A 21,374-nucleotide genomic window follows, 5' to 3' on the forward strand; every position below is an offset into this window, starting at 1 on the left:
CCTGGCGCTACTGCAATATTTCTCACATATCGATGAAAACTGCTCGTTTGGCGTAAAGGTCTCGCCTGCTTACACTCGTAAACGTGAAGTGTCGTCGTGATGCGAAGTTATTTCGTTTGCTCGCGACGACACGTGGACTATGAGGAGTGTTCCCGTGAGCATGACCTTCCTTGAAATTCCGGCCGTGGTGATTATTTTGTCTCTCGTCGGTATTACGGTGATCAGGGCTTTTGCCTCGTCGCGCGCGGATACCATCGATGTGTTTATGAGGCGCGGCATGGTGGATGACCGCGAAAGAAACTAGAAGCAGGACGCGTTGTTTCGTTGATGCGCATGGCGGATTGATCTCCGGGTACTGCCGACGATGACACTGCATCGCCGATATGCCTGTTTCGCCGCGAAGCGACGTCACACGATCTTCTGAACCCATTGACTCCGCCAGGCCGGTGCTTCAAAGGGATCCGAGAAATACTGGGTCTCGTGAACGACCTTGCCGTTGCGGAACGCCATAATGCTTACCGTGTACGCCACTCGCCCCTGATAGGTGATGGTGTATTCCGTTATCCAGAGATCACCCTCCCCTTGAATTCGCCTGACTTCGAACCCGGAGGGTTTGCCTGGATGATGCCCCCGAAGCGCCTGTAAATTCACTCGCCCGACGATCCGCTCGCCTGACTGGGGATAGTCACAGACCGCATCGTCATCGTAAATATCGTGTTCTGCGTCCAGATCGCCGGCCGCCGACGCCTGCCAGTGCGCATTCAGGGCTTCGCGTATGCTTTCTTCCCGCATGGAGTGCCTCCGGACGGCGTTCAGGCACGAACGCCCATGAGCAGAAAAAACGTCAACGTAGTCACGTCAGCTGGCCGCCTCGCAGCCCATTCCTTGCTAACGAAAACAGATCGGCTTCTTGATCGAGTCTGGCATACGAACTGCCGGGCCGCAGCGAAGGGTTCCTGCAGGGACAAGTCGCAGTGGGCCGATGACGCTCTGGCGAAGGCTGGATTGCGGAGTGCGTGATCAATGGTACGTCGTCGTAGACGACTGCAGCTTCGTCAGCACGCCGCGTTCGAACCGGAACCAGCCTTGCGAACTTTGCATCACGACTTCATCGCCTTGCCAGAACACGCGCTTGACCGTCATGCGCTTGCCCGTGCGCTGCACAAGTGGCGGACGGTGGCGAAAATCATACAGGACCGGGCCGGAATCGGTTTGCACGAGCGTGCGCGTGACGGTGTCATTTGCGCTGCCGACGTCATCGAAATGCGCGAGTGTGGTCGCGTCGAAGCGATCGAAAATTTCCTTGTCGAGCATCCCCACGAAATCGCGATCGACGCGCACGAATTGCAGATTGCCCGAGGGCGTCACGAGCGGACCGGACGCGTTGCTTTGCGCATGAACGCACGTCACGAACAAGGTGGCTGCGAGCGCAGCGAGGATCTGTTTTCTCATGTCTTCTTTTAGATTCAGCGGCGTTTCCACGGATGGAGCCAGACACGCAGAAAGCGCAATACCCCGGCAACGGCGGTTCTGTCTTCGATCCTTACGATACGAACTGAGACGGGCGCACAAAACCGACTCTCGTTTATCCCCTATCGAGCAAACGCAAGTCATCGCAATTTTGCATTGTCATCGATCTGCCCCGCTACTTAATACGTTGAAAATAGCATTCCATAGACTAGACTGGTCGATAACTTCCTTGTGCCGTCCAGCAATCCGAACGACCCTCCACTCCATCGAAGCCCAATAGTCTTGCAGGTGAATGGAGCCGTCAACATGATTGCTGGCTCCCTCCTGGCTTCTCGCTATTGACCGCCCAAGGCCGAAGGCGAAACGTTAGCACTGTCTTTTTCTTGCTGGCTGGGTCTTTTTCAAAGTTCATCCGGCACGCTTGCGGCCAGGGCGTCGATTGCGATCCTGGTTACTTCCCGTGAAAGGGGGCCACTATGCAATCCGCATGCAAACTAATTAGCGATACGAATTATATTCGTCGAGCCCTGATTGTTTTCACCCTGCTCGCGGCCGTCGCAACCCAGCCCGCCGCGGGCCAGAGTTTTGTCATCAAGGATCTCGGCGCGCTTCCGGGTGGCGACTACAGCAACGCGCTCGGGATCAACGAGCGCGGCCAGGTGGTCGGCTACTCGATCACCGCGGGCGGGAACACACACGCTACGCTGTTTGAAAACGGGGTCGTGACCGACCTCGGCACCCTCCCCGGCGGCAGTTCCAGCTCAGCTGCCGCGGTCAACAATCGCGGGCAGGTGGTGGGTTATTCGTCCACCGCACGCGGGAACCAGCATGCCTTTCTGTTCGAACACGGGGTGATGACCGACCTGGGTACGCTCCCCGGTGGCAGTTTCAGCGCTGCTGCCGGGATCAACGAGCGCGGCCAGGTGGCCGGTTACTCGTCCAACTTACGCGGGTACGTGCACGCTTCCCTCTTTGAAAACGGGGTGGTGACTGACCTGGGCACGCTCCCCGGTGGCGATGAGAGCGAAGCTTTGGGGATCAACAATCGTGGCCAGGTGGTGGGCTACTCGTCCACCGCAAGCGGGTACGCGCACGCCTTTCTGTTTGATCACGGGGTGATGACCGACCTGGGCACGCTCCCCGGGCAGAACTTCAGCCACGCTCAGGCGATCAACGATCGTGGCCAGGTGGTCGGCGTGTCATCGACCTCAAGCGGGTATGTGCACGCCTTTCTGTTTGAACGCGGGGTGATGACTGACCTGGGGACGCTCCCCGGTCGCAACTACAGTAACGCTTTCGGGATCGACAATCGCGGTCAGGTGGTCGGCGAATCGGATGCCGGAACCAGCCCGTACTCCCCGCATGCTTTTCTGTTTGCCCACGGCGTGATGACGGACCTGGGCACGCTGCCCGGGGACAACTTCAGCGAAGCTGTCGGAATCACCGGACGCGGCCAGATCGCGGGTAACGCCACGTCGCACGCTATTCTCTGGACACGGGAAAAATAGCCGCAGATCTCCAGCCCCGCGTACAGGGCGAACGCGATCCGCAAATTAGTCACGTTCGCAACACCGGGTAAGCCCGGACGGTACCGTGCCGCGGCGCGGCGTTAGACTGTTGCAGGTGCTTCTTTTGCGGTTTGGCAGCTGTCAAGGAGACGCCGCCATGAATCGCCCGCTGATCCGATCTCCCGTCCATGCGACCGGCAGGGCGCCGGCCGGACAATGGCTCAAATGGTTGAGCGTGGCACTCTTTCTGCTTGCGCTCGCAATCGCGGGGCGCCTTGCCCAAATCGAAATCAACACCTCCCGGCTGCAGGCGCACTTTCTGACGGAACTGGGGCGCGATATCGCCTTTACCGTCGCCGACGGCGCAAGCAACAGCATCCGGTTTCCTGCGAACGGCCCGTACGACGTGCGCCTCGGCTATGCGTCGCTTCCATCCTTCGAACAACGCCTGACTGCGCGCGGTTTTACGGTCACCGCTCAGGCACGTGATTCCGCCAGGATGGTTTCGCTGGCAGACGACGGCCTGTTCCTGCCGTACGACGAAAAGGATCAGGGCGGCCTGCTGCTGCGCGATGCGAGCGGCACCCTGCTTTTCAGCGCGCGGTATCCGGATCGGGTCTATGGCAACTTCGAAGCGATTCCGCCACTCGTCGTCGACGCACTGCTCTTCATCGAAGACCGCTACCTGCTCGATCCGGACCAGCCGAACCGCAATCCCGCGATCGACTGGGGCCGGTTCAGTCGTGCGCTGTTCGATCAGGGCATGCGGGTGATCGACAGGCATCAGCCGACGCCGGGCGGCAGCACGCTCGCGACGCAGATCGAGAAATTCCGCCACTCGCCGGGTGGTCGTACCGCGACGCCGGTAGAGAAGCTGCAACAGATCGCCTCGGCGTCCGTGCGCGCCTATCTCGACGGACCGGAAACGCTGGTAGCGCGTCGCCAGATCGTCCTGCGCTATCTCAACTCGGTGCCGCTCGCGGCGAAACCCGGCGTCGGCGAAATCACCGGCATCGGCGATGGTCTGGGGGAATGGTACGGACGCGACTTTGACGAGGTCAACCGCATCCTGAAAGCGCCGGCTTCCGCCGAATCGCTCGACACGCAGGCGCTCGCGTTCAAGCAGGCGTTGTCGCTGATGATCGCGCAGCGCGCGCCGTCGCGTTTCCTGCGTTCCGGGAGCATGGAACTCACGCGCCTGGCCGACAGCTATCTGCGCCTCCTGGCAGCCAACGGAATCATTTCGATGTCGCTACGCGACGCCGCGCTGGCGGTGCCGCTCGAACTGAATCGCGCGGCCGCGGTTCGCCCGCCGGTGTCGTTCGTAACGCGCAAGGCCGTCACCGGACTACGCGCGCATCTGCTCGCCACGCTCGGCGTCCCGAGCTTCTACGACCTCGACCGGCTCGATCTGACTGCAACCGCCACACTCGACAACAGGGTCCAGCAGGCGGTCAGCGAAAGGCTCGCGAGCGCCGACACGCGCGAGGGCGCACGCGCGGCCGGCCTGTACGGCTTCGAGATGCTGAGCACCCAGGACGATCCCTCGAAGATCGCCTACAGCTTCACGCTGTTCGAACGCCGCGACGGGGCGAACCTCGTGCGCGTTCAGACCGACAGCGTGAATCAGCCATTCGACATCAGTCAGGGCGCGCGCCTGAACCTCGGCTCGACCGCCAAGTTGCGCACGCTGGTCACGTACCTGCAGATCGTCTCGGCGCTCCATGAGCGCTATGCGTCGATGAGCGTGGCGCAACTACGCAATGTGAAACCCGACAGAATGGATATGTTGACACGCTGGGCACTCGACTACCTGTCGCACACGTCCGACCGCTCGCTCGGCACGATGCTCAAGGCGGCAGTCGAGCGCAAATATTCGGCGAGCCCTGGCGAGACCTTCTACACGGGCGGAGGCGCACAGACGTTTAATAACTTCGAAGCGAGCGACAACAGCAGTATCCTCACGGTGCACCGCGCGTTCCAGCATTCCGTGAATCTGGTCTTCGTGCGGTTGATGCGCGACATCGTGCACTACGAGATGGTTCAAACGGCCGGGCCGTCGTCGCAATGGCTCGACGATCCTGCCACACGCCATGCGTATCTCACGCGTTTTGCCGATCAGGAAAGCCGCGTGTATATGCATCGTTTCTACATGAAGTATCAGGGCAAGACAGCAGATGAAGCGCTCGCCATCCTGCTGCATGACGTGCGCAAGTCGCCACCCAAAGTCGCGACCGTATTGCGAAGTGTTGCGCCAGAGGAGCCGCAAGCGTGGTTCGACGAGCAGATGCGCGCCGCGCTGAAGCGTACGCCCGCAGCAACACTGTCGTCCGACGATCTCGCAACGCTCTTCGCGAAGTATGGCATCGACAGATTCAGTCTGAACGATCGCGGCTATATCGCGAGTGTCCATCCGCTTGAACTGTGGACAGTCAATTATCTGCGGGACCATCCACGCGTGACCGAGAGCCAGTTTCAGGAGGCGAGCCGCGCTGTGCGTTTCACTGCGTATTCGTGGCTCTTCAAGACGCGCTACCGTGGGACGCAGGATCGGCGCATCAAGCGCATGGTCGAATTGCAGGCCTTCGCCGGGATCGGCAGGTCGTGGCGCGCGCTGGGCTACCCCTTCGCGACGCTCACGCCGTCGTATGCCGCTGCGATCGGTGCGTCGGGCGACCGGCCTTACGCGCTCGCGCAGCTCATCGGCACGATTGCAAGTGGCGGCAAGATGCTGCCCACGCAGACCTTTACCGAACTCGAGTTCGCGAAGGACACACCGTACGAGACGCGTTTCAGGCGTTCATCGACGACACCGCCCGCCGCGTTGTCGCCGGAGATTGCCGATGTGGTGCATGGGTTGCTGCGCGACGTGGTGCTCGGCGGCACGGCGAAACGCCTTGCGACCGGCATGACGTTCCCCGACGGACAGACGCTCGACGTGTATGGCAAGACGGGAACGGGCGACCAGCGCTTCAATGTGTTCGCCCCCGGCGCACGTCTGATCGAGTCGCGCAAGGTCAACCGGACAGCGACGTTCGTCTTCGTCATCGGCGATCGCTTTTTTGGCACACTGACGGCCTATGTGCATGAGCCGTACGCAGCGCACTACGCTTTCACGAGTGCGTTGTCGGTGCAGTTACTGAAGTCACTTGCACCGGCGCTGCAGCCGTTGCTCGAGGACGACAGGAATTCACCGGTGATGAGTTCGACGGGGAATGGAGGATAGACCTGCAGATTGCCAGTTTGGCGCGGCGGACAAAATAGAACACTTAATTGCGCGTTCGCCCTGCGACGAGCGGCATGGTAGCGCCCTGGTCAGCGCCGCGCCTGGCGGAATCAGCGAACCTTTGATTGCATGCCCATCTCGTGACAAAGCAATGTAGCGGCTGATGCATGTCGTGCGGCCAATATGTCGTTTCCGGCCATCCTTTGTAGCCGGGAAAGTCCATACAGGCACTGTGCTTTCAACGGACGCATTCCAACCTCCTGGGCGATTCTCAATGCAGTGCCATAGTGGTTTGTGGCCTGTTCAATTCCGGAAGGTGTGCAATCGCCATCTGCGACAAGATCCCCCAACAGGCAGCAAGCCCAGGCCTCATTGCCACGCTCGCCGGAGGCTTGAGATGCCTGGATCGCGCTCTGCGTATATGTGAGCGCCTCGTCGTGGCGACCAGCGAGGTGGCACGCGCGACCGAAATATGTGAGTACCAGCGACTGGCCGAATACGAAGTTATTTGCGATCGCTTCGCGAACCGCCTCTTCGAGAAGAACGAGTGCCTCGTCGACCCGACCCAGCGATGCATAAGCAGCACCAAGCGTGGAGGCTACACGAGAAACGTAGACGGGAAACTCGGCGCGCTTGCAGAGGGCAAGTGCCGGCTCAAGTACCTCGACGGCGATGTCGGGATTGCCTCGAATAACGTGCATTCGTCCTACACCGAGGCCAGCAAACACCAGTTCCTCGAGTCCATTCATCCCTCGCGCGATGTCGGTCGCTTCTTGTCCAAGGATTGAGGCCTCATCGAACCGGCCTAATTCCGCGAGACATAACACCAGCCAGATACGGCCGTTGACGCGCCCGATGGTTGGATAGTCCTCACGGCGTGGGTCGTGATCACCACCCGCAAGCAGGAGTTCCAGCGCATGTCGGGCATGTGCCACCGCGCGTTCAAAATCCCCACGGCCATACAGCGACCTTGCCAGCATCATATTGACCCGAAGCTTCCCATCGGGGTCGTTGCGCTGCTCCGCCAACCTCAGGGCGCGTTCACCTGTCTCGACGGCGCCTGCGAGATCGCCCAACGAACCGAGTGTGTACACCAGACTCGACAGGACGCGCGCGAGGCGTACCTCATCGCCGAGCCTTTCAGCAATATGTTCCGCTTCTTCAAGATTCGTGCGGGTTCGGTCCAGCTGTCCCAGTGGATAGAGCGAGTGGTGAAGGTCCCATCTGATGTCGATGGTTTCAGCGAGCGTACCGGCTGAGGACGGCAGGGCCGCGTGCGCGGTCAAGGCTTTCTCGAACAGAGCCGACGCCTCGCGATGCGCCGCGCGTCTTGCGGTACTGTGCCCGGCACGCCGCCACAGCCGGGCCGCTTTCTCCGTCCATCCGGCCTGAGCGCAATGCGCGGCAAGGAGCTCGGGCTGTTGCTCCACTACGTCTGGAAAACGGCTCTCGAGCACGGTCGCGGTGCGGGCATGTAACTGCTGTCGCCTGCTCCGCAGGAGAGAGCTGTAGGCCGCATCCTGCACCAGAGCGTGCTTGAAGGTGTACTCCGCATCCGGTGGCGTTCCACGTCGAAATACCAGCTCGGCACTCACGAGGTCATCCAGTGCGGCGTCGAGGCGGTCTCTCTGCATCGATGCGACCTCGCTGATCAGCTCATAAGAAAATTGTCGACCGATCGCAGCGCCGATTTGCGCAACATCCCGCGTCGAGGCCAGGCGATCGAGCCGGGCCATCAGCGAAGCGTGCAGCGTCGTCGGAATCGCCAGCGGCGGCAACGAACCATCGAGGACATAGTGTCCATCCTGCTCGCGTAGCAAGCCGCTCTCCAGCACCGTCTTGGTGAGCTCTTCGACAAAGAGCGGAATGCCGTCCGTGTGGTCGATGATCTGGTCTCTAACCTCACTCGGGAGCGCCTTGCCGCCCGTTACGCGCTCGATCATCTCCGCTCGTTGACGAGGGGGCAGACAGTTGAGCGTAAGCAGCGTCACCTGCGAGCGGCCGATCCATGGAGGTGTGAACTCCGGCCGGAAAGTAATGATCAGCAGCACAGGCAGCTCGACCAGACAATCGACGAGGCGGTCCAGCGCCTCCAGCGAGCTGGGGTCGGCCCAATGCGCATCTTCGAATACGATCAGCAGCGGCTGGCGCGTGGCCAGACCCTTGATCTGGGCGATCATTGCGCCAAGCGTTTTTTCCTTGAGCTTCTGCGGCGCGAGATCAAGCGTTGGGTACCGGCGCTCCGTCGCGATCGACAGCAGTGCTGCTAGCAGCGGTACATCCTGACTCAGATTGTCCGCGGCCAACGCGAGCACCGCTTCGAGCTTGTCGAGGCGGTGGGCGGCAGTATCGTTGCGCCGCAAGCCGGCCGCACGCTCGAGCTGCGAAATGAATGGGTAGGAGGCGCTGTCCTCGTGGCGATGGACGCAGAAATACCGCAGTCGGGTGTGCGGCTCGGACTGGAGCCGCTCATCGAGGGCAGCGGTCAGACGCGATTTCCCGATTCCGGGTTCGCCCGAAAGCAGCACAACCTGGCCCTCACCGCCCTTCGCCCGCTGCCATCGGCGCAGCAACAACTCGACTTCTTCGTCGCGCCCGACGATCGGCATCAAACTGGCCGCGTGCAGCGCCTCAAAGCGACTTTCGACCCGACCGGGGCCGAGCACCTGCCAAACCTGCACTGCCTCACCGATGCCTTTCACAGTGGCGAGGCCCATGTCGCGATAGTCAAAGAGCCCACCCGTAAGCCGCTGCGTGCTCGCAGAAATGACGACTGCTCCAGCGTCGGCCAATGTCTGAAGCCGGGCAGCAAGGTTGGGCGTCTCGCCGACGACCCCGCGCTCCCGGGCTTCGCCTTCGCCCGTAAGATCACCGACTACCACGATCCCGGTCGCAATCCCGATCCGCACCCGCAAACTTGCGTTGATTCCGACATCAAGCCTGTCGATGCTTTCGACCAGCGTCAGCCCTGCACGTACGGCTCGCTCGGGGTCGTCCTCGTGCGCCCGGGGATAACCAAAATAGGCTAGCACGCCATCGCCCATGTACTTGGCAACGAAGCCACCTGCCCTGGTAATGACGTCTGCGCAACACCGGTGATAGGCACCGAGAATCTTCCGCATGTCTTCTGGATCGAGCTGCGCCGAGAGCGCGGTCGAGCCGACGAGATCACAGAACAGGATGGTAAGCTGCCGCCGGTCAGCGTCGTCGTGTGGTACGACCGCGGCTGCGACTGGAGGTATTGCAACCGCGCTGGCCTCAAGCTGGGCAATCGCGCGCAGCATCTTGCGGCGATGCCCAAGCAGAACGCCAAGGCCCTTGAGATCCTGATCCGTCAGATCGCAGAGGACAGCGTAATCAATACCGTTCTCGGCGAAGATCTGGGCATACCCGGCCAAACCGAGCGATTCCAGCCACTCCGTAGCCGTGGACATGGCTTTCCCCTTGGGGATTGCGCCAGTGCAAATTGTACTCCTCGTGCGTGGCGAAACCGGCCGCGGCACGCTCGTCAAGGCGATGCTCCCGACTGCGTAGTGTTGTGTGGTTCACAACGGCAATTCCTGTCAATCCACGGCCAGATACCGTCGACATGCGTACTTGCATGCTTTTCGAAACACAGTGTCGCCGGAGCGATACAAGTGATTTTCGACTGCGGGTTTATAGTGTGTCTGTCTCCTCCATGTCTCCTCCTGATGTGGATTCAGCCCGCCCATCGTGGCGGGCTTTTTGTTGCCTGTAGCGGTGGCAACTTTCTGGCCGCGCAGCCGGGCTGCGGTTGGCCGGGCTTCGACGCCTCCCCCTGAACCCCATCCTTTGACTGCCTGAGCAATCTGGCGGCGCGTGTCGCCTATTGCTGCGGCAACGCATAGGCAATTACATAGTCGCCGAGCTTTGTGCCGAAAGAGCCATGACCGCCCGCCGCGATCACGACGTACTGACGGCCGTTGACCGAATAGCTCATAGGCGTCGCCTGACCGCCTGCGGGAAGGCGGGCCTGCCAGACCTGCTTGCCGTTGTTCACGTCGAACGCGCGAATGTAGTTGTCCGCCGTTGCGCCGATGAACACGACACCGCCCGCAGTGACGATCGGCCCACCCAGCATTGGCATGCCCATCCTGAACGGCAGCGGAACCGGCGAACTGTCGCGCACGGTGCCGATGCGCTTCTTCCACACAATCTCATTTGTCCCGAGATCGATCGCAGAGATGTAGCCCCATGCCGGTTGCTTGCACGGCAAGCCGATCGGCGACAGGAACGGATTGATCGTCACGCCATACGGCACGCCGTACTGCGGCTGGATGCCGGATTCCGTGCCGCTGCCCTTCGCGCCCGGCTCCGGCTCCATCGGGTTGCCCGGGCCGCGCGGAATCAGACGCGAGACGAACGGCAGCGCGATCGGATTCGCAACGGCGATCTGGCGATCGGTGTCGACGGCAATACCGCCCCACTCGAACATGCCCAGGTTGCCCGGGAACACGAGTGTGCCCTGCAACGACGGCGGCGTGAATGTGCCTTCGTAACGCAGACTGTGGAACATCACGCGGCACACGAGCTGGTCGTACATCGTCGCGCCCCACATGTCGGCGTCGGTCAGATTCTTCGACGGACGATAGGTGAGCGCCGAGAACGGCTGCGTCGGCGCAACGTGGTCGCCGGGCGCGGCGCCTTGCGGCACGGGCGTTTCGGGCGCAGGCACAACGGGCACACCGGTGCGGCGATCGAGCACGAACAGGTTGCCGGTCTTGGCCGGCGCGTACACGACCGGCACGGTCTTGCCGTCCTTGCCGGCGATGTCGGCGAGCGTGGGTTGCGACGGCTGGTCCATGTCCCACAGATCGTGGTGCGCCGTCTGGTAGAACCACGCGAGCTTGCCGTTCGAGACGTGCAGTGCGAGCAGGCCGCTCGCGTATTGCTCCTGCTCCGGCGTGCGCTCGCCGCCCCAGATGTCCGGCGTCGTCACACCCATCGGCAGATAGACGATGTCGAGCTTCGCGTCGTAGGCCGCGGGCGCCCACGAGTTGGGCGAATTCCAGGTGTAATGCTCGCCCGGTCCCGGGATGTGATTCGGGTCCTTCGCGCCTGGATCGAACGCCCACAGCAATTCGCCCGTGCGCACGTCGAAGCCGCGGATGACACCCGACGGCTCGCGGTTCGAAAAGTTGTCCTCGACCGAACCCGCCACGACAATCACCTTGCTGGTGACGATCGATGGCGAGGTGGGCTCGTACATGCCCGGCGTCGTGACGGGCTGGGCGTGCTGAAGGTCGAGGTCGCCGTTGTTGCCGAAGCCCGCGCAACGTTGGCCCGTCAGCGCGTCGAGCGCGTACAGGTGGCCGTCGTTGACCGGCAGGTAGATGCGGCGCATACAGGCCGTTGCGGTTGCGGTTGCGGTTGCGGTTGCGGCTGCGGCGCTCGAGGCGTCAGCGGCTGGGGTGGCATCGCTCGCCGGCGCCGGCGCAGTAGCAGCCGCCGCATCACTGGCCGAAAGATCGACATACGACACGCCGCGGCACGTCACGTGCTGGAATGACGGATCGGCCTTCAGTTCCGGGTCGAACTTCCACTTGAGCGTGCCCGTCTTCGCGTCGAGCGCGAACAGGATCTGGTGCGGCGAGCACAGGTAAAGCAGGTCGCCGATCTTGATCGGCGTGACTTCATTGGTAATCTCGAGCGGATCGTTGGGGCCCTTCAGGTCCCCCGTGCGAAAGGTCCACGCCACCTGGAGATCCTTCACGTTCTCAGGCGTGATCTGCTGCAGCGGCGAATAGCGCGTGCCCTCCTGGGTGCGCCCATACGCGGGCCAGTCGGCGGCGTCGATGTTGCCTTGAGCACCGCTCGCGGACACGGCGGTGCTCAGTGTGCCGTTGACCTGCTGCGGATCGTTGAGGCCCGCATACGCGAGCACACCCGCCCACACGACGAGCGCCGCGACGAGCGACGCGACACCCAGCCTGCGCTCGCCCACGAGCCGCCTGCTCATCAGCAGCGCCAGCCACAGGCCGAAGATCACGAGCACACCGGCGCGCGGCGCGAGCGCCCAGAAGTCAGGACCCGATTCGAGCAGCGCCCAGATCGCCGTACCGAGAAGCACGATCGCATACAGCACGAGCGCGGCCGGACTGCGCCGCCAGAGCAGCCACGCCACGCCCAGCAGCACCACGCCTGTGACGACGTAGTATGCCGAGCCGCCGAGCGCGAGCAGCCATGCGCCACCGATCAGCAGATAGAGCGCGGTCAGCACCGTGAAGAGCAATGTGACGACGCCAATCGCGCCGGGTGAATTCGATTGCCTGGTCATGATGTTTTCAACCCTCTTGAGTGGGTGTCGACTGCCAGCAGTAACAACGCCGAATTCACACGCCGAAGCACAGCAAAAACATGTCAGAACGTGTGCGTCACCCCGACGTACACGCCGGTTTGCGATTCGCCCGCCATCGGGCTCGTCGGCGAGGACGAATCGCGCGGCGTCGCGAATACTGAGAACGTACCACTTTCGCTGTTATTCAAACGCATTGTCGCGACCGGCGTGCGAGAACCGGAAGCGCGCAACCACCCGCGAAGAAAGTTTATATCTGGTTTATTGAAACGCAAATGTTAGAAAATCAACTTGCTGCGTCGTCACCCACGCCTTTCCCGGAACGTCGGCAGCTTCCCCCTGCCTGCCGTCGTCGGTGCCGCGCGCCAGAAGGCTGTCCGCTCTGTGGCGATCTCGGGACATTGACCGCCCCTCTCAACCCCTCAATTCCGCCAGGATCTGTTCAGCGAGAAAATCACACGGCGGTCGCCCGGACCGGGCACTGCGGGCAAGAATAACTTCGAGTTCGCTCAGTGCCGGCAACCCCTCATTCTGCGCTAGCTGAACGAGGTGCCCCGGCACGCTGCATTTTGCGAGGGGCGCTATCGCGAGCCCCGCTTCGACCATGCTGATAAGGCCCAGCAAACTCGGACTTTCGTAGGACATCCGGTATTTGATATTTTCCCGCTGCAGTGCGCTGATGGCATGGGCACGCGCGGTACTGCCGTCTGCGAACACGGCGATTGGGAGCGGGCGCTCCTGCCACACGCTTCTTGTGGGTGAACCGGCCCATACCATGGGCTCGAACCGGATGAATTCGCCCGCAATGCCCTTTGTTTTCGTCATGCAGGCCAGGTCGAGCGTGTTGTCCTTGAGCAATGGCGCGAGCGCACTGCTGGGCAGCCCGATAACCCGGATTTCGACACGCGGATGAGCAACCGCGAACTTTCCCAGAACACGTGGCAGCAGCGACGACGCGTAGTCGTCAGGAACGCCGATGGTTACGCGACCCTTCATCTCCGGGCGAACGACCGAAGCCCACGCCTCCTCCCGCATCGCAAGCATCCGGCGGCCATAGTCGAGAAGCGTCTTGCCCTCCGTGGTAATCGCCACGTTACGGGTGCTTCGCACGAAGAGCGGTTTTTCCAGCGCGTCTTCAAGCGCCTTGATCTGCATGCTCACCGCGGACGGCGAGCGATGCACGAACTCCGCGCCCCGAACAAACGATCCTGTATCGGCGACCGCAACCACCATCTCAAGCACGTCCAGATCGAGCTTTTTCACTTTGATCAGAAAATCTGAGTAATATGTTCAGTTTAATGCGTTTTACTAGTGTATGCATCGAATCGATACTACGACTGAAAACCATCTGGGAGAGCGCGCGAAAATGCACGGTACGGTTTCGATTTACGGATTTCTGGCGGTCGGCGGAATGCTTGCCGTGACCCCGGGCCCGAACATGATTTACGTGATGTCACGCTCGATTACGCAGGGACCCGCGGCCGGGCTGATATCGCTTGCCGGCGTCATGCTCGGATACCTCTTCTATATGTTCGGTGCGGCGTTCGGCATCACGGCGTTTTTCATGACCGTGCCCTATGCCGGCAGCGTTCTCGGCACAGTGGGCGCCGCGTATCTGTTCTATCTGGCGTGGCAGGCCGTGAAGCCCGGCGGCCGTTCTCCGCTGGAGGTTCGCAATCTGCCTCGTGAACAGCCTCGCCGGCTCTTCGCGATGGGTGCCACGACCAGCCTGCTGAATCCCAAGCTCGCGATGATCTTTCTTTCGCTGCTCCCGCAATTCATCGACTACCAGGGCGGCAGCGTGCTCAGACAATCGCTCGTGCTCGGTTCTTCGCTGATTGTCGCGTTCGCATCGGTCAACGCTTTTGTGGCGGTCTGCTCTGGCAGCATGGCGAAGTTCCTCTCAAGCCGCCCGGGACTCCTGCTCGCGCAACGCTGGATGATGGGCGTTGTTCTCGCGGCCCTCGGCGCGCACATGACCCTCGATGCATTGAAACTGGCAAGCATCGCCTGATCGTTTCTCTCAGGTCAGGTGCGGCGCTGCTTAAGACTCACCGACACGTCATGCTGCATGCTAGCCAAGCAGTTCACGGTGCAATGCCATGAACTCGTGGGCAAGCTTGTGGCGCGGATCGAAATGAATCATGGGTCGCGCAACCTGATGAGACTCGCGAATCTTCACTGAGGAAGACAACCGCGACGCCAGCACCGGCAAACCCTCGCTCACCAGTTCCTCGACCAGCTGGAGCGGCAGGCTCGCGCGGGGTTGAAACTGGTTGATCACGATTCCCTCGACCTCCAGGCCGGCGTTGTGATCCTGCTGAATCTCCTTGACGTTGTCGAGCAGCGTGTACAGGGCGCGACGGGAAAAATCGTCGCAGTCGAACGGGATCAGGCAACGCTCGACTGCAATCAGCGCGGAGCGGGTATAGAAATTCAATGCCGGCGGCGTGTCGATATAAATGGCGTCGTAGGCATCCAGTTCATTGAGCGCGTCACGTAGCTTGTAGATCTTGTAGCGGGATTCGAGCTTGCCGTGCAGTGCATCGAGATCGGGATGTGAAGGCATGACATCGAGATTCTCGAACGGCGTGGGATGAATGAACGTGGACGATGGCGTCGGCCTGAAGCTGAAATTCAGGGCGGTGTCGAAGAAATCCGCGACGCTCGGCTTGAGGTCGTTCGCCTGTTCGCCGAGAAGATACTGACTCGAATTCCCCTGCGGATCGAGGTCGATGACGAGCGTACGCATCCCCTCGCTGGCGCTGATCGCCGCCAGGTTGCACACGATGGTCGATTTGCCGACGCCACCCTTCTGATTGAAAACGACACGCCGCATTTGCCTCTGCCCCTTATTTCAAGATCGATCGAAACACACAGCTTACCGCAGTGGCGGTACAAGGCGACGGCCAAAGTGGTTGAGTTGTCATCTTTATGGTGGAGAGGCGGGACGCATATTCATTTGCATCACTAACCGCCCGGTTTCGCGCAGCAGAATCTTCGCGACACGACGTGCGGGGCAGCGCACAGATCTCGTCCGCGTGGCGTGTGACACTGTCGGGCACGTTTCCTTGGCCCCTCCCCCTTCTCGCGAGGCCGACATGTCAGGTTCGCCCCGTTCCGCATCGTTCGATCCCATGATGGCGTGGTCCGTCTGGCTCGAATACGTCAACGCCGCACTCAGTTCGGCGTCCCGCTTTCCACGCACGTTCGAGCAACCGATCCAGCCCGGCTGGACCATTGCCGGAACCGTGATCAACGAGACGAATTCGGGCGACCCAGCGATGGAACACGCCATCGTCGGAAAACAGAGCTACGGCAGGCAAATCGGCAGAATGGCCGACGCGCTGGCCGTCCTCATCGAAGAGGCAAAGCCGACGGTCAGGCGCAACGACGCGATCACGGCGTTCACGGAGATGAAGGACAAGATCGACAAGATTAAACGGGAGACCGAGGACGCCCGCTTTAAAAAGGTGCTGGCCGACCTGGAAGCGCTCCAGAAAAACGACAACGAAACGTTCCAGAAACGGATACGGCAAATCGCCAGCCCTGGAAAGGCCGGGAACGCAAACGCATCAGACGCTTAAGCCCGTGCAGCGCCCGCCGCGACAACCGTCGCAGCGGAGCGCCTCACGTGCGCATCGCGGCTTACTTCGTGCCCCACGTATGGGCCGCCTTCGCGAAGAGCGCGTTGATATCGGCGTTGCTGGCCGCTTCGCTGGAATACGTGAACGTGCCGCGCTCATGAATTTCACCCGCCGCCCGCACCAGGGCGCCAAGCGCCGCGCGCGCGAGCGACCCGCCGACGCTGATGCGCCGCACACCGAGCGCAGCGAGATCGTCGACGCTCAGCAACGCGCCCTGCAATCCCATCAGCACATTGACCGGACGGTCGACGGAACGCACGATTTCCGCGATTTCGTCGCGGGTTTTCAGGCCAGGCGCGTACAGCACGTCGGCGCCCGCTTCCTGGTATGCCTGCAGGCGCCGGATCGTATCGGCGAGATCCGCGCGGCCGACCAGATAATTCTCGGCGCGGGCAGTCAACGTGAAGGGAAACGGCAGCGAGCGTGCCGCTTCGACGGCGGCCCGCACACGCTCGACGGCAAAATCGAGGGCATACAGCGGATCGTCGGCGCGGCCCGTTGCATCTTCGATCGAGCCGCCCACCACGCCCGTTGCCGCCGCCTGGCGGATCGTTTCAGCGGCCTCTTCCGGCGCATCACCGAAGCCGTTTTCGAGGTCGGCGCTGACCGGCAGATCGGTCGCCGATACGATCTCGGCAAGATGCAGCATCATCTGGTCGCGCCCGATCGAGTTGTCGGGCAGACCGCGCGTGAACGCGTAGCCGGCGCTGCTTGTCGCGAGCGCCTTGAAGCCCGCGAGCGCGAGCAGTCGCGCGCTGCCGATGTCCCACGGGTTGGGAATGACGAACGTCTCCTTGTTCTTGTGATACGTCCTGAGAAGCTCTGCTTTTTCTGACTGGGATTTCATCGCGGATTCCGTTGAGGTTCGACGGGCGGATTCATGCAACCGTGCATCGCAGACGCCGCATGCAGCACGCGTTCGCACGAATGCGGAAAGACGCTGGCGGGCTGGCGGGCGCGGACGGACCGGAAACGCTCCAGTTGTCCGCACCGCCCCGACATCAGCTCACTCGCGCAGGAAAGGAACGCAACCCCGCACTCAGTTTTCGAGCGTCGCGGTCATCGAGACCCTGGCGTTCAGGACCTTCGAAATCGGGCAACCCTTTTCCGCGTCGCCTGCGGCCTTGTCGAACGCCGCCTTGTCGGCGCCTGGAATCTTGACCTTCACGTCGAGATGGGACGACGTGATCGCGAAGCCGCCGTCCACCTTGTCGAGCGTGACCGTGGCCGTCGTGTCGATGCGTTCCGCCTTGAGGTTCGCCTTGCCCAGTTCCGCCGACAGTGCCATCGAGAAGCAGCCGGCATGCGCAGCCGCGATCAGTTCTTCAGGATTGGTGCCGACGCCGTTTTCGAAGCGCGTCGAAAAGGAGTATTGCGTCTCCTTGAGAACCGTACTTTCGGTGGAGATCGAGCCCTTGCCGTCCTGCAGGCCGCCTTGCCAGACTGCTGATGCCTTACGCTTCATCGCTTCTCTCCAGTAGTGCGCTGCCTGCACAGCCGCGACTCCCTTTCCATCCTTCCGCAACGGTTGCGCCCTGGGGTTTTGCGGATCGGCGGATGTGACGCGCGCCGTGCGCCGGACAGGCGCGGGCGTCGACCGGTCTTCATGATAGGCGCTTCCCGAAGTAACCGTCATGACGTGACCAGACCGCGTTCAGTCAGGCCGACATTCTCACAAAATCGGTAACAATGAATATCCGAATTCGCGCTTTTTCACGCAGAGACTGCGCAATAGACTTCGATTTAACGGTTCAGGCAGGGCGGTTAAGCCACGAAGAACCCATAATCGAAACCCGGAGATTGTCATGAAATTCCTTCTTTCCACCGCGCTGCTCGCATCGGTTCTCGCTGTTCCGGCTGTCTCGTTCGCGCAGCAGTCCAACGCGCCGATCACCCGCGCGCAGGTTCGCGCCGAGCTGGTGGCCGCACAGAAAGCCGGCCTGCTCAACCAGAACGACACGAACTACCCAAAGGTGGATTCGGCACAGACCTTCACGACCGCTTCGGTGACGCCGCAGCAGAACGAGGCGGTAGGCGGCGTGAGCGATTCGAAGTCGCAGGCGGGTAGCCGCCCGGCGCCTGAAAACGGCATATTTGCGACATATCGCGGGAATTAAGCTTCGCGCTGGTGTCGTAGCCTGCCTGGCTTCGAGCCGTATGACAAACGCCCTGACTGGCCGTACCAGTCAGGGCGTTTCTGGTTTACGTCCGATGAAAACCGGCGGTACGGATTATTCCGCGAACGGCAGGCTGTCCTGACCCTGCGCACGCATGCCGAACACGTTAAGCGTCATCGCGACGAGCGCGTAATAGCCGAGCAAGCCCACGAGATTGATCATCACGTTGTGACCAAATCGATCGACGGTCTTCGAATAAGTCGAATCGGAGACGCGCTTTGCCTCGTATAGCTCGGTGGCGAAATCGAAGATGAGTGCGTCGTCGGCGTTATCGAACGTCGGACGCTGACCGTTGCGGATCGCCCCGGCAACGGCCTCCGGCACCCCGGCTTCGAGCGCGATCGGATAATGGATGTACCACTCGGCCTGCGCCTGCCACCGCTGCGCTGTGACGAGGATCGCAAGTTCAGACAGGCGTAACGGCAACCCGGTCTGATAACGGCAGAACGCACCCAGCCGTTGCGCGTGCTGCGCGAGTTCGGGACTGTGAATCCAGCCGAGGAATGGCCCGTTCAGATTGCCTCGCGGCCCCGACAGGATTTCATCGAGCACGGCTTTCTGTTCAGGCGTCGCGCGCGACGGGTCGAAATCGGGCAGACGGTTGGTCATGGTCGGTTCGTGTCAGATCGTGATTGAAATGCGCAGTGATCAGGCGGGTAACGCGGCATCGATAGCATCGGCCAGACGCCCGACGATGTTGCCGATGTCGCGCTCCGTGCAGATAAACGGCGGCGCGAGCAGCACATGATCGCCGTTCTTTCCATCGACCGTGCCACCCATCGGATACACCATCAGACCGCGTTGAAACGCTTCGGCCTTGATCCTGGCATGAAGCTTGAGTGTGGCATCGAACGGCACTTTCGTGTCACGGTCGCGCACCAGTTCGACGCCGACAAAGAGACCCCGGCCGCGCACGTCGCCGATATGCGGATGCTGCGCGTACTGTTCACGTAGCTGTGCGCGCAACTGCTCGCCACGCATGCGGACGTTGTCGAGCAATCCGTCTTCGGCAATGACGCGCTGCACTTCGAGGGCAGCCGCGCATGCCACCGCATGACCGATATACGTGTGACCGTGCTGGAAGAATCCCGAGCCGCCGGTAATGGTCTGGTAGATCCTGTCACTGACGAGCGTTGCACCGATCGGCTGGTAACCCGCGCCAAGGCCCTTCGCGATCGTGAGCAGATCGGGCGCGACACCGTCTTCGTCGCACGCGTACAGGTAGCCCGTGCGGCCCATGCCGGACATGATTTCGTCGAGGATCAGGAGCACGCCGTAGCGGTCGCACACGGCGCGAATCTTGCCGAAGTACTCGCGCACCGGAGGCACCGCGCCGGCCGTCGCGCCCACCACGGTCTCCGCGACAAACGCCGCGACCGTATCGGCGCCCAGCGACAGGATCTTCTGTTCGAGTTCGTCGGCAAGACGCTGTGCGAACGCTTCTTCCGTTTCGCCGGCACGCTGCTCGCGATACGCGTAACACGGGCTCACGTGGTGCGCCTCGATCAGCAGAGGCAGAAACGGTTCGCGCCGCCATGCATTGCCGCCAATCGCGAGCGCACCCAGCGTGTTGCCGTGATAGCTCTGTCGGCGCGCGATGAAATGACGTCGCTGCAACTCGCCCTTCTCCACGAAATATTGCCGTGCGAGCTTGAGCGCCGCTTCGATCGCCTCCGAACCGCCGGAGACAAAATAGACATGGTCGAGGCCCGCGGGCGCGTCGGCAACCAGCCGGTCGGCGAGTTCTTCGGCGACACCGGTTGTGAAAAACGACGTGTGTGCGTACGGCAGTTGCCGCGCCTGCCGGTTCATCGCGTCGATCACGCGCTGGTTGCTGTGACCGAGACACGAAACCGCCGCGCCGCCGGATGCATCGATATAGCGCTTGCCAGTCGAATCGATGATTTCGATGCCGTCACCGGCGACGGCGACGGGCAATGCCTTCTTCGGCATCCGGTGGAAAACGGTGGACATGCGGTTCCTTTTGACGGACGGCGGGTTTCAACACGCGATGTGCATTTATACAGCATTGCAACATATGTTGTCAAAACGGATTCCGTCGCATCACGTAAAGGCGTCGCCCAAGGCGAAACAGAACGCGCGTCACACGACGTAAGCGCCCTTCGCATGCAGCGCGCGCTCGGCCTGTTCGAGCTGCTCGACGGCGCCTGCGCCTTCGAGCGTCAGCAGATGCGCGACGAGCGACTCGGCGATTGCTGTGGCCGCCGCCAGTGAGGGAAAGAACGATGGGCTGTCGTGCGAAAAGATCAGCACCTTGTCGGCGTTCAGCGCGATGGGAGAAACGGCGCTGTCGGTGATGGCGATCAACTTGCTGCCTCTTTCAAGCGCCGCTTCGGCGACGCGCACGGCTTCGACTGAATACGGCGTGAAGCTGATCACAATCGTCGCGTTGTCGCGATCGATACCGCGCAACTGCATTTCAAGCGTGCCCGCCTCGCCAGTCAGCAACGACACCGACGAACGAAACAACCGGTAGCCGTACACGAGGCCAAACGCCACGGGGTAGCACGAGCGAAACCCCGCGACGTGCACGTGCGGCGCGCGCCGCAGCACGCGGGCGGCCTCGACGGTGACGCGTGCGTTGTGGGCTGCCGTGAGTTCGAGATTGTGCTGCTGCGCGACGAGCAGGTCGTGCGCAAGCGCGTCTTTCGCGTTGGCCTTGACGAGCGAACGCGCGCGGCTCGTGAGCGGCTCGGGCCGCGTGCGCACGCGGGCGACGAAAAGATCGCGCAGTTCGTTCCAGCCGGGAAAGCCGAGTTGCTGCGAAAGGCGCACGAGCGACGCAGGTTGCACCTGCGCGCGCTCCGCCACCTTGCGCATCGAAGACACCGCGACTTCATCGGGATGATCGAGCAGAAATGCCGCGCCCATCTGGAATTGCGGGCTCAGTTCGGAAAAGCGCGCCCGGATCAGGGCGGCGAGCTGGTCGAAACTGTCGGGCATGCGATGTACCGGGGAAGAGGATGACAACAAATGTTACCACCCGGTGCACCGCATGCGGGGCGGCGT

At 61.8% G+C, this 21,374-nt stretch carries 17 protein-coding genes and 1 pseudogene; 6 read left to right on the plus strand and 12 right to left on the minus strand.

Translation table 11 applies throughout. The features are described from left to right. Window positions 1-154 precede the first annotated feature (154 nt). Complete coding sequence (locus tag LPA36_RS28595) at window positions 155-304, plus strand: hypothetical protein (RefSeq protein WP_228883874.1); 150 nt, start codon at window positions 155-157, stop codon at window positions 302-304. A gap of 104 nt (window positions 305-408) precedes the next feature. Here LPA36_RS28595 and LPA36_RS28600 read toward each other — a convergent pair whose 3' ends face one another. Together LPA36_RS28600 and LPA36_RS28605 are read right to left on the minus strand one after the other, a co-directional pair. Beyond that, on the minus strand, window positions 409-792 hold the full coding sequence (locus LPA36_RS28600) for a nuclear transport factor 2 family protein (RefSeq protein ID WP_228883875.1): 384 nt from the start codon (window positions 790-792) through the stop codon (window positions 409-411). 228 nt (window positions 793-1,020) lie between these two features. Next, window positions 1,021-1,452: a hypothetical protein gene (locus LPA36_RS28605; protein WP_228883876.1), complete on the minus strand. Its 432-nt coding sequence runs from the start codon at window positions 1,450-1,452 to the stop codon at window positions 1,021-1,023. A 494-nt stretch (window positions 1,453-1,946) separates the two neighbouring features. Between LPA36_RS28605 and LPA36_RS28610 the strand changes: the two genes are divergently transcribed. Together LPA36_RS28610 and LPA36_RS28615 are read left to right on the plus strand one after the other, a co-directional pair. Next, window positions 1,947-2,978, plus strand: coding sequence for an HAF repeat-containing protein (locus tag LPA36_RS28610; protein ID WP_228883877.1), 1,032 nt, complete (start codon window positions 1,947-1,949; stop codon window positions 2,976-2,978). Between the two features lie 157 nt (window positions 2,979-3,135). Further along, complete coding sequence (locus LPA36_RS28615; RefSeq protein ID WP_228883878.1) at window positions 3,136-6,204, plus strand: transglycosylase domain-containing protein; 3,069 nt, start codon at window positions 3,136-3,138, stop codon at window positions 6,202-6,204. 110 nt (window positions 6,205-6,314) lie between these two features. On the opposite strand, the gene LPA36_RS28620 is transcribed toward LPA36_RS28615, so the two are convergent. The 4 genes and pseudogenes from LPA36_RS28620 to LPA36_RS28635 form a co-directional block, all read right to left on the minus strand. Next, a complete protein-coding gene (locus tag LPA36_RS28620) occupies window positions 6,315-9,638 on the minus strand; it encodes an AAA family ATPase (RefSeq protein ID WP_228883879.1) in 3,324 nt (1,107 codons plus the stop codon). A gap of 413 nt (window positions 9,639-10,051) precedes the next feature. Continuing rightward, the gene (locus LPA36_RS28625; RefSeq protein WP_228883880.1) at window positions 10,052-12,502 is read right to left on the minus strand and encodes a glucose/quinate/shikimate family membrane-bound PQQ-dependent dehydrogenase; all 2,451 of its coding nucleotides are present in this window, start codon (window positions 12,500-12,502) and stop codon (window positions 10,052-10,054) included. A gap of 83 nt (window positions 12,503-12,585) precedes the next feature. Next, window positions 12,586-12,687 (minus strand): annotated as a pseudogene (locus LPA36_RS28630) (porin); the annotation flags it as partial. Between the two features lie 247 nt (window positions 12,688-12,934). Next, a complete protein-coding gene (locus LPA36_RS28635; RefSeq protein ID WP_228883881.1) occupies window positions 12,935-13,783 on the minus strand; it encodes a LysR substrate-binding domain-containing protein in 849 nt (282 codons plus the stop codon). A gap of 103 nt (window positions 13,784-13,886) precedes the next feature. On the opposite strand from LPA36_RS28635, the gene LPA36_RS28640 reads away from it, so the two are divergent. Beyond that, a complete protein-coding gene (locus LPA36_RS28640; RefSeq protein WP_228883882.1) occupies window positions 13,887-14,534 on the plus strand; it encodes a LysE family translocator in 648 nt (215 codons plus the stop codon). A 60-nt stretch (window positions 14,535-14,594) separates the two neighbouring features. Here the strand turns inward: LPA36_RS28640 and LPA36_RS28645 are convergent, their stop codons facing one another. Further along, complete coding sequence (locus LPA36_RS28645) at window positions 14,595-15,359, minus strand: ParA family protein (RefSeq protein WP_228883883.1); 765 nt, start codon at window positions 15,357-15,359, stop codon at window positions 14,595-14,597. Between the two features lie 298 nt (window positions 15,360-15,657). Between LPA36_RS28645 and LPA36_RS28650 the strand changes: the two genes are divergently transcribed. Next, on the plus strand, window positions 15,658-16,107 hold the full coding sequence (locus tag LPA36_RS28650; protein WP_228883884.1) for a hypothetical protein: 450 nt from the start codon (window positions 15,658-15,660) through the stop codon (window positions 16,105-16,107). Between the two features lie 61 nt (window positions 16,108-16,168). On the opposite strand, the gene LPA36_RS28655 is transcribed toward LPA36_RS28650, so the two are convergent. Then, window positions 16,169-17,014 carry an isocitrate lyase/PEP mutase family protein gene (locus tag LPA36_RS28655; protein WP_228883885.1) on the minus strand — a complete coding sequence of 282 codons (846 nt, stop codon included), beginning with the start codon at window positions 17,012-17,014 and terminating at the stop codon, window positions 16,169-16,171. 192 nt (window positions 17,015-17,206) lie between these two features. Then, window positions 17,207-17,632, minus strand: coding sequence for an OsmC family protein (locus LPA36_RS28660; protein WP_228883886.1), 426 nt, complete (start codon window positions 17,630-17,632; stop codon window positions 17,207-17,209). A 340-nt stretch (window positions 17,633-17,972) separates the two neighbouring features. Here LPA36_RS28660 and LPA36_RS28665 point away from each other — a divergent pair, with 340 nt between their 5' ends. Next, window positions 17,973-18,284: a DUF4148 domain-containing protein gene (locus LPA36_RS28665; protein WP_228883887.1), complete on the plus strand. Its 312-nt coding sequence runs from the start codon at window positions 17,973-17,975 to the stop codon at window positions 18,282-18,284. A 114-nt stretch (window positions 18,285-18,398) separates the two neighbouring features. Here the strand turns inward: LPA36_RS28665 and LPA36_RS28670 are convergent, their stop codons facing one another. The 3 genes from LPA36_RS28670 to LPA36_RS28680 form a co-directional block, all read right to left on the minus strand. Then, the gene (locus tag LPA36_RS28670; RefSeq protein ID WP_228883888.1) at window positions 18,399-18,953 is read right to left on the minus strand and encodes a carboxymuconolactone decarboxylase family protein; all 555 of its coding nucleotides are present in this window, start codon (window positions 18,951-18,953) and stop codon (window positions 18,399-18,401) included. Window positions 18,954-18,992: 39 nt separating this feature from the next. Continuing rightward, on the minus strand, window positions 18,993-20,318 hold the full coding sequence (locus tag LPA36_RS28675; protein ID WP_228883889.1) for an aspartate aminotransferase family protein: 1,326 nt from the start codon (window positions 20,316-20,318) through the stop codon (window positions 18,993-18,995). A gap of 129 nt (window positions 20,319-20,447) precedes the next feature. Further along, window positions 20,448-21,308, minus strand: a complete 861-nt coding sequence (locus LPA36_RS28680) for a MurR/RpiR family transcriptional regulator (RefSeq protein ID WP_228883890.1) — start codon at window positions 21,306-21,308, stop codon at window positions 20,448-20,450. Between the last annotated feature and the right edge of the window lie 66 nt (window positions 21,309-21,374).

Origin of the sequence: Paraburkholderia saeva (assembly GCF_907164555.1) — a bacterium.
Lineage (GTDB): Bacteria > Pseudomonadota > Gammaproteobacteria > Burkholderiales > Burkholderiaceae > Paraburkholderia > Paraburkholderia saeva.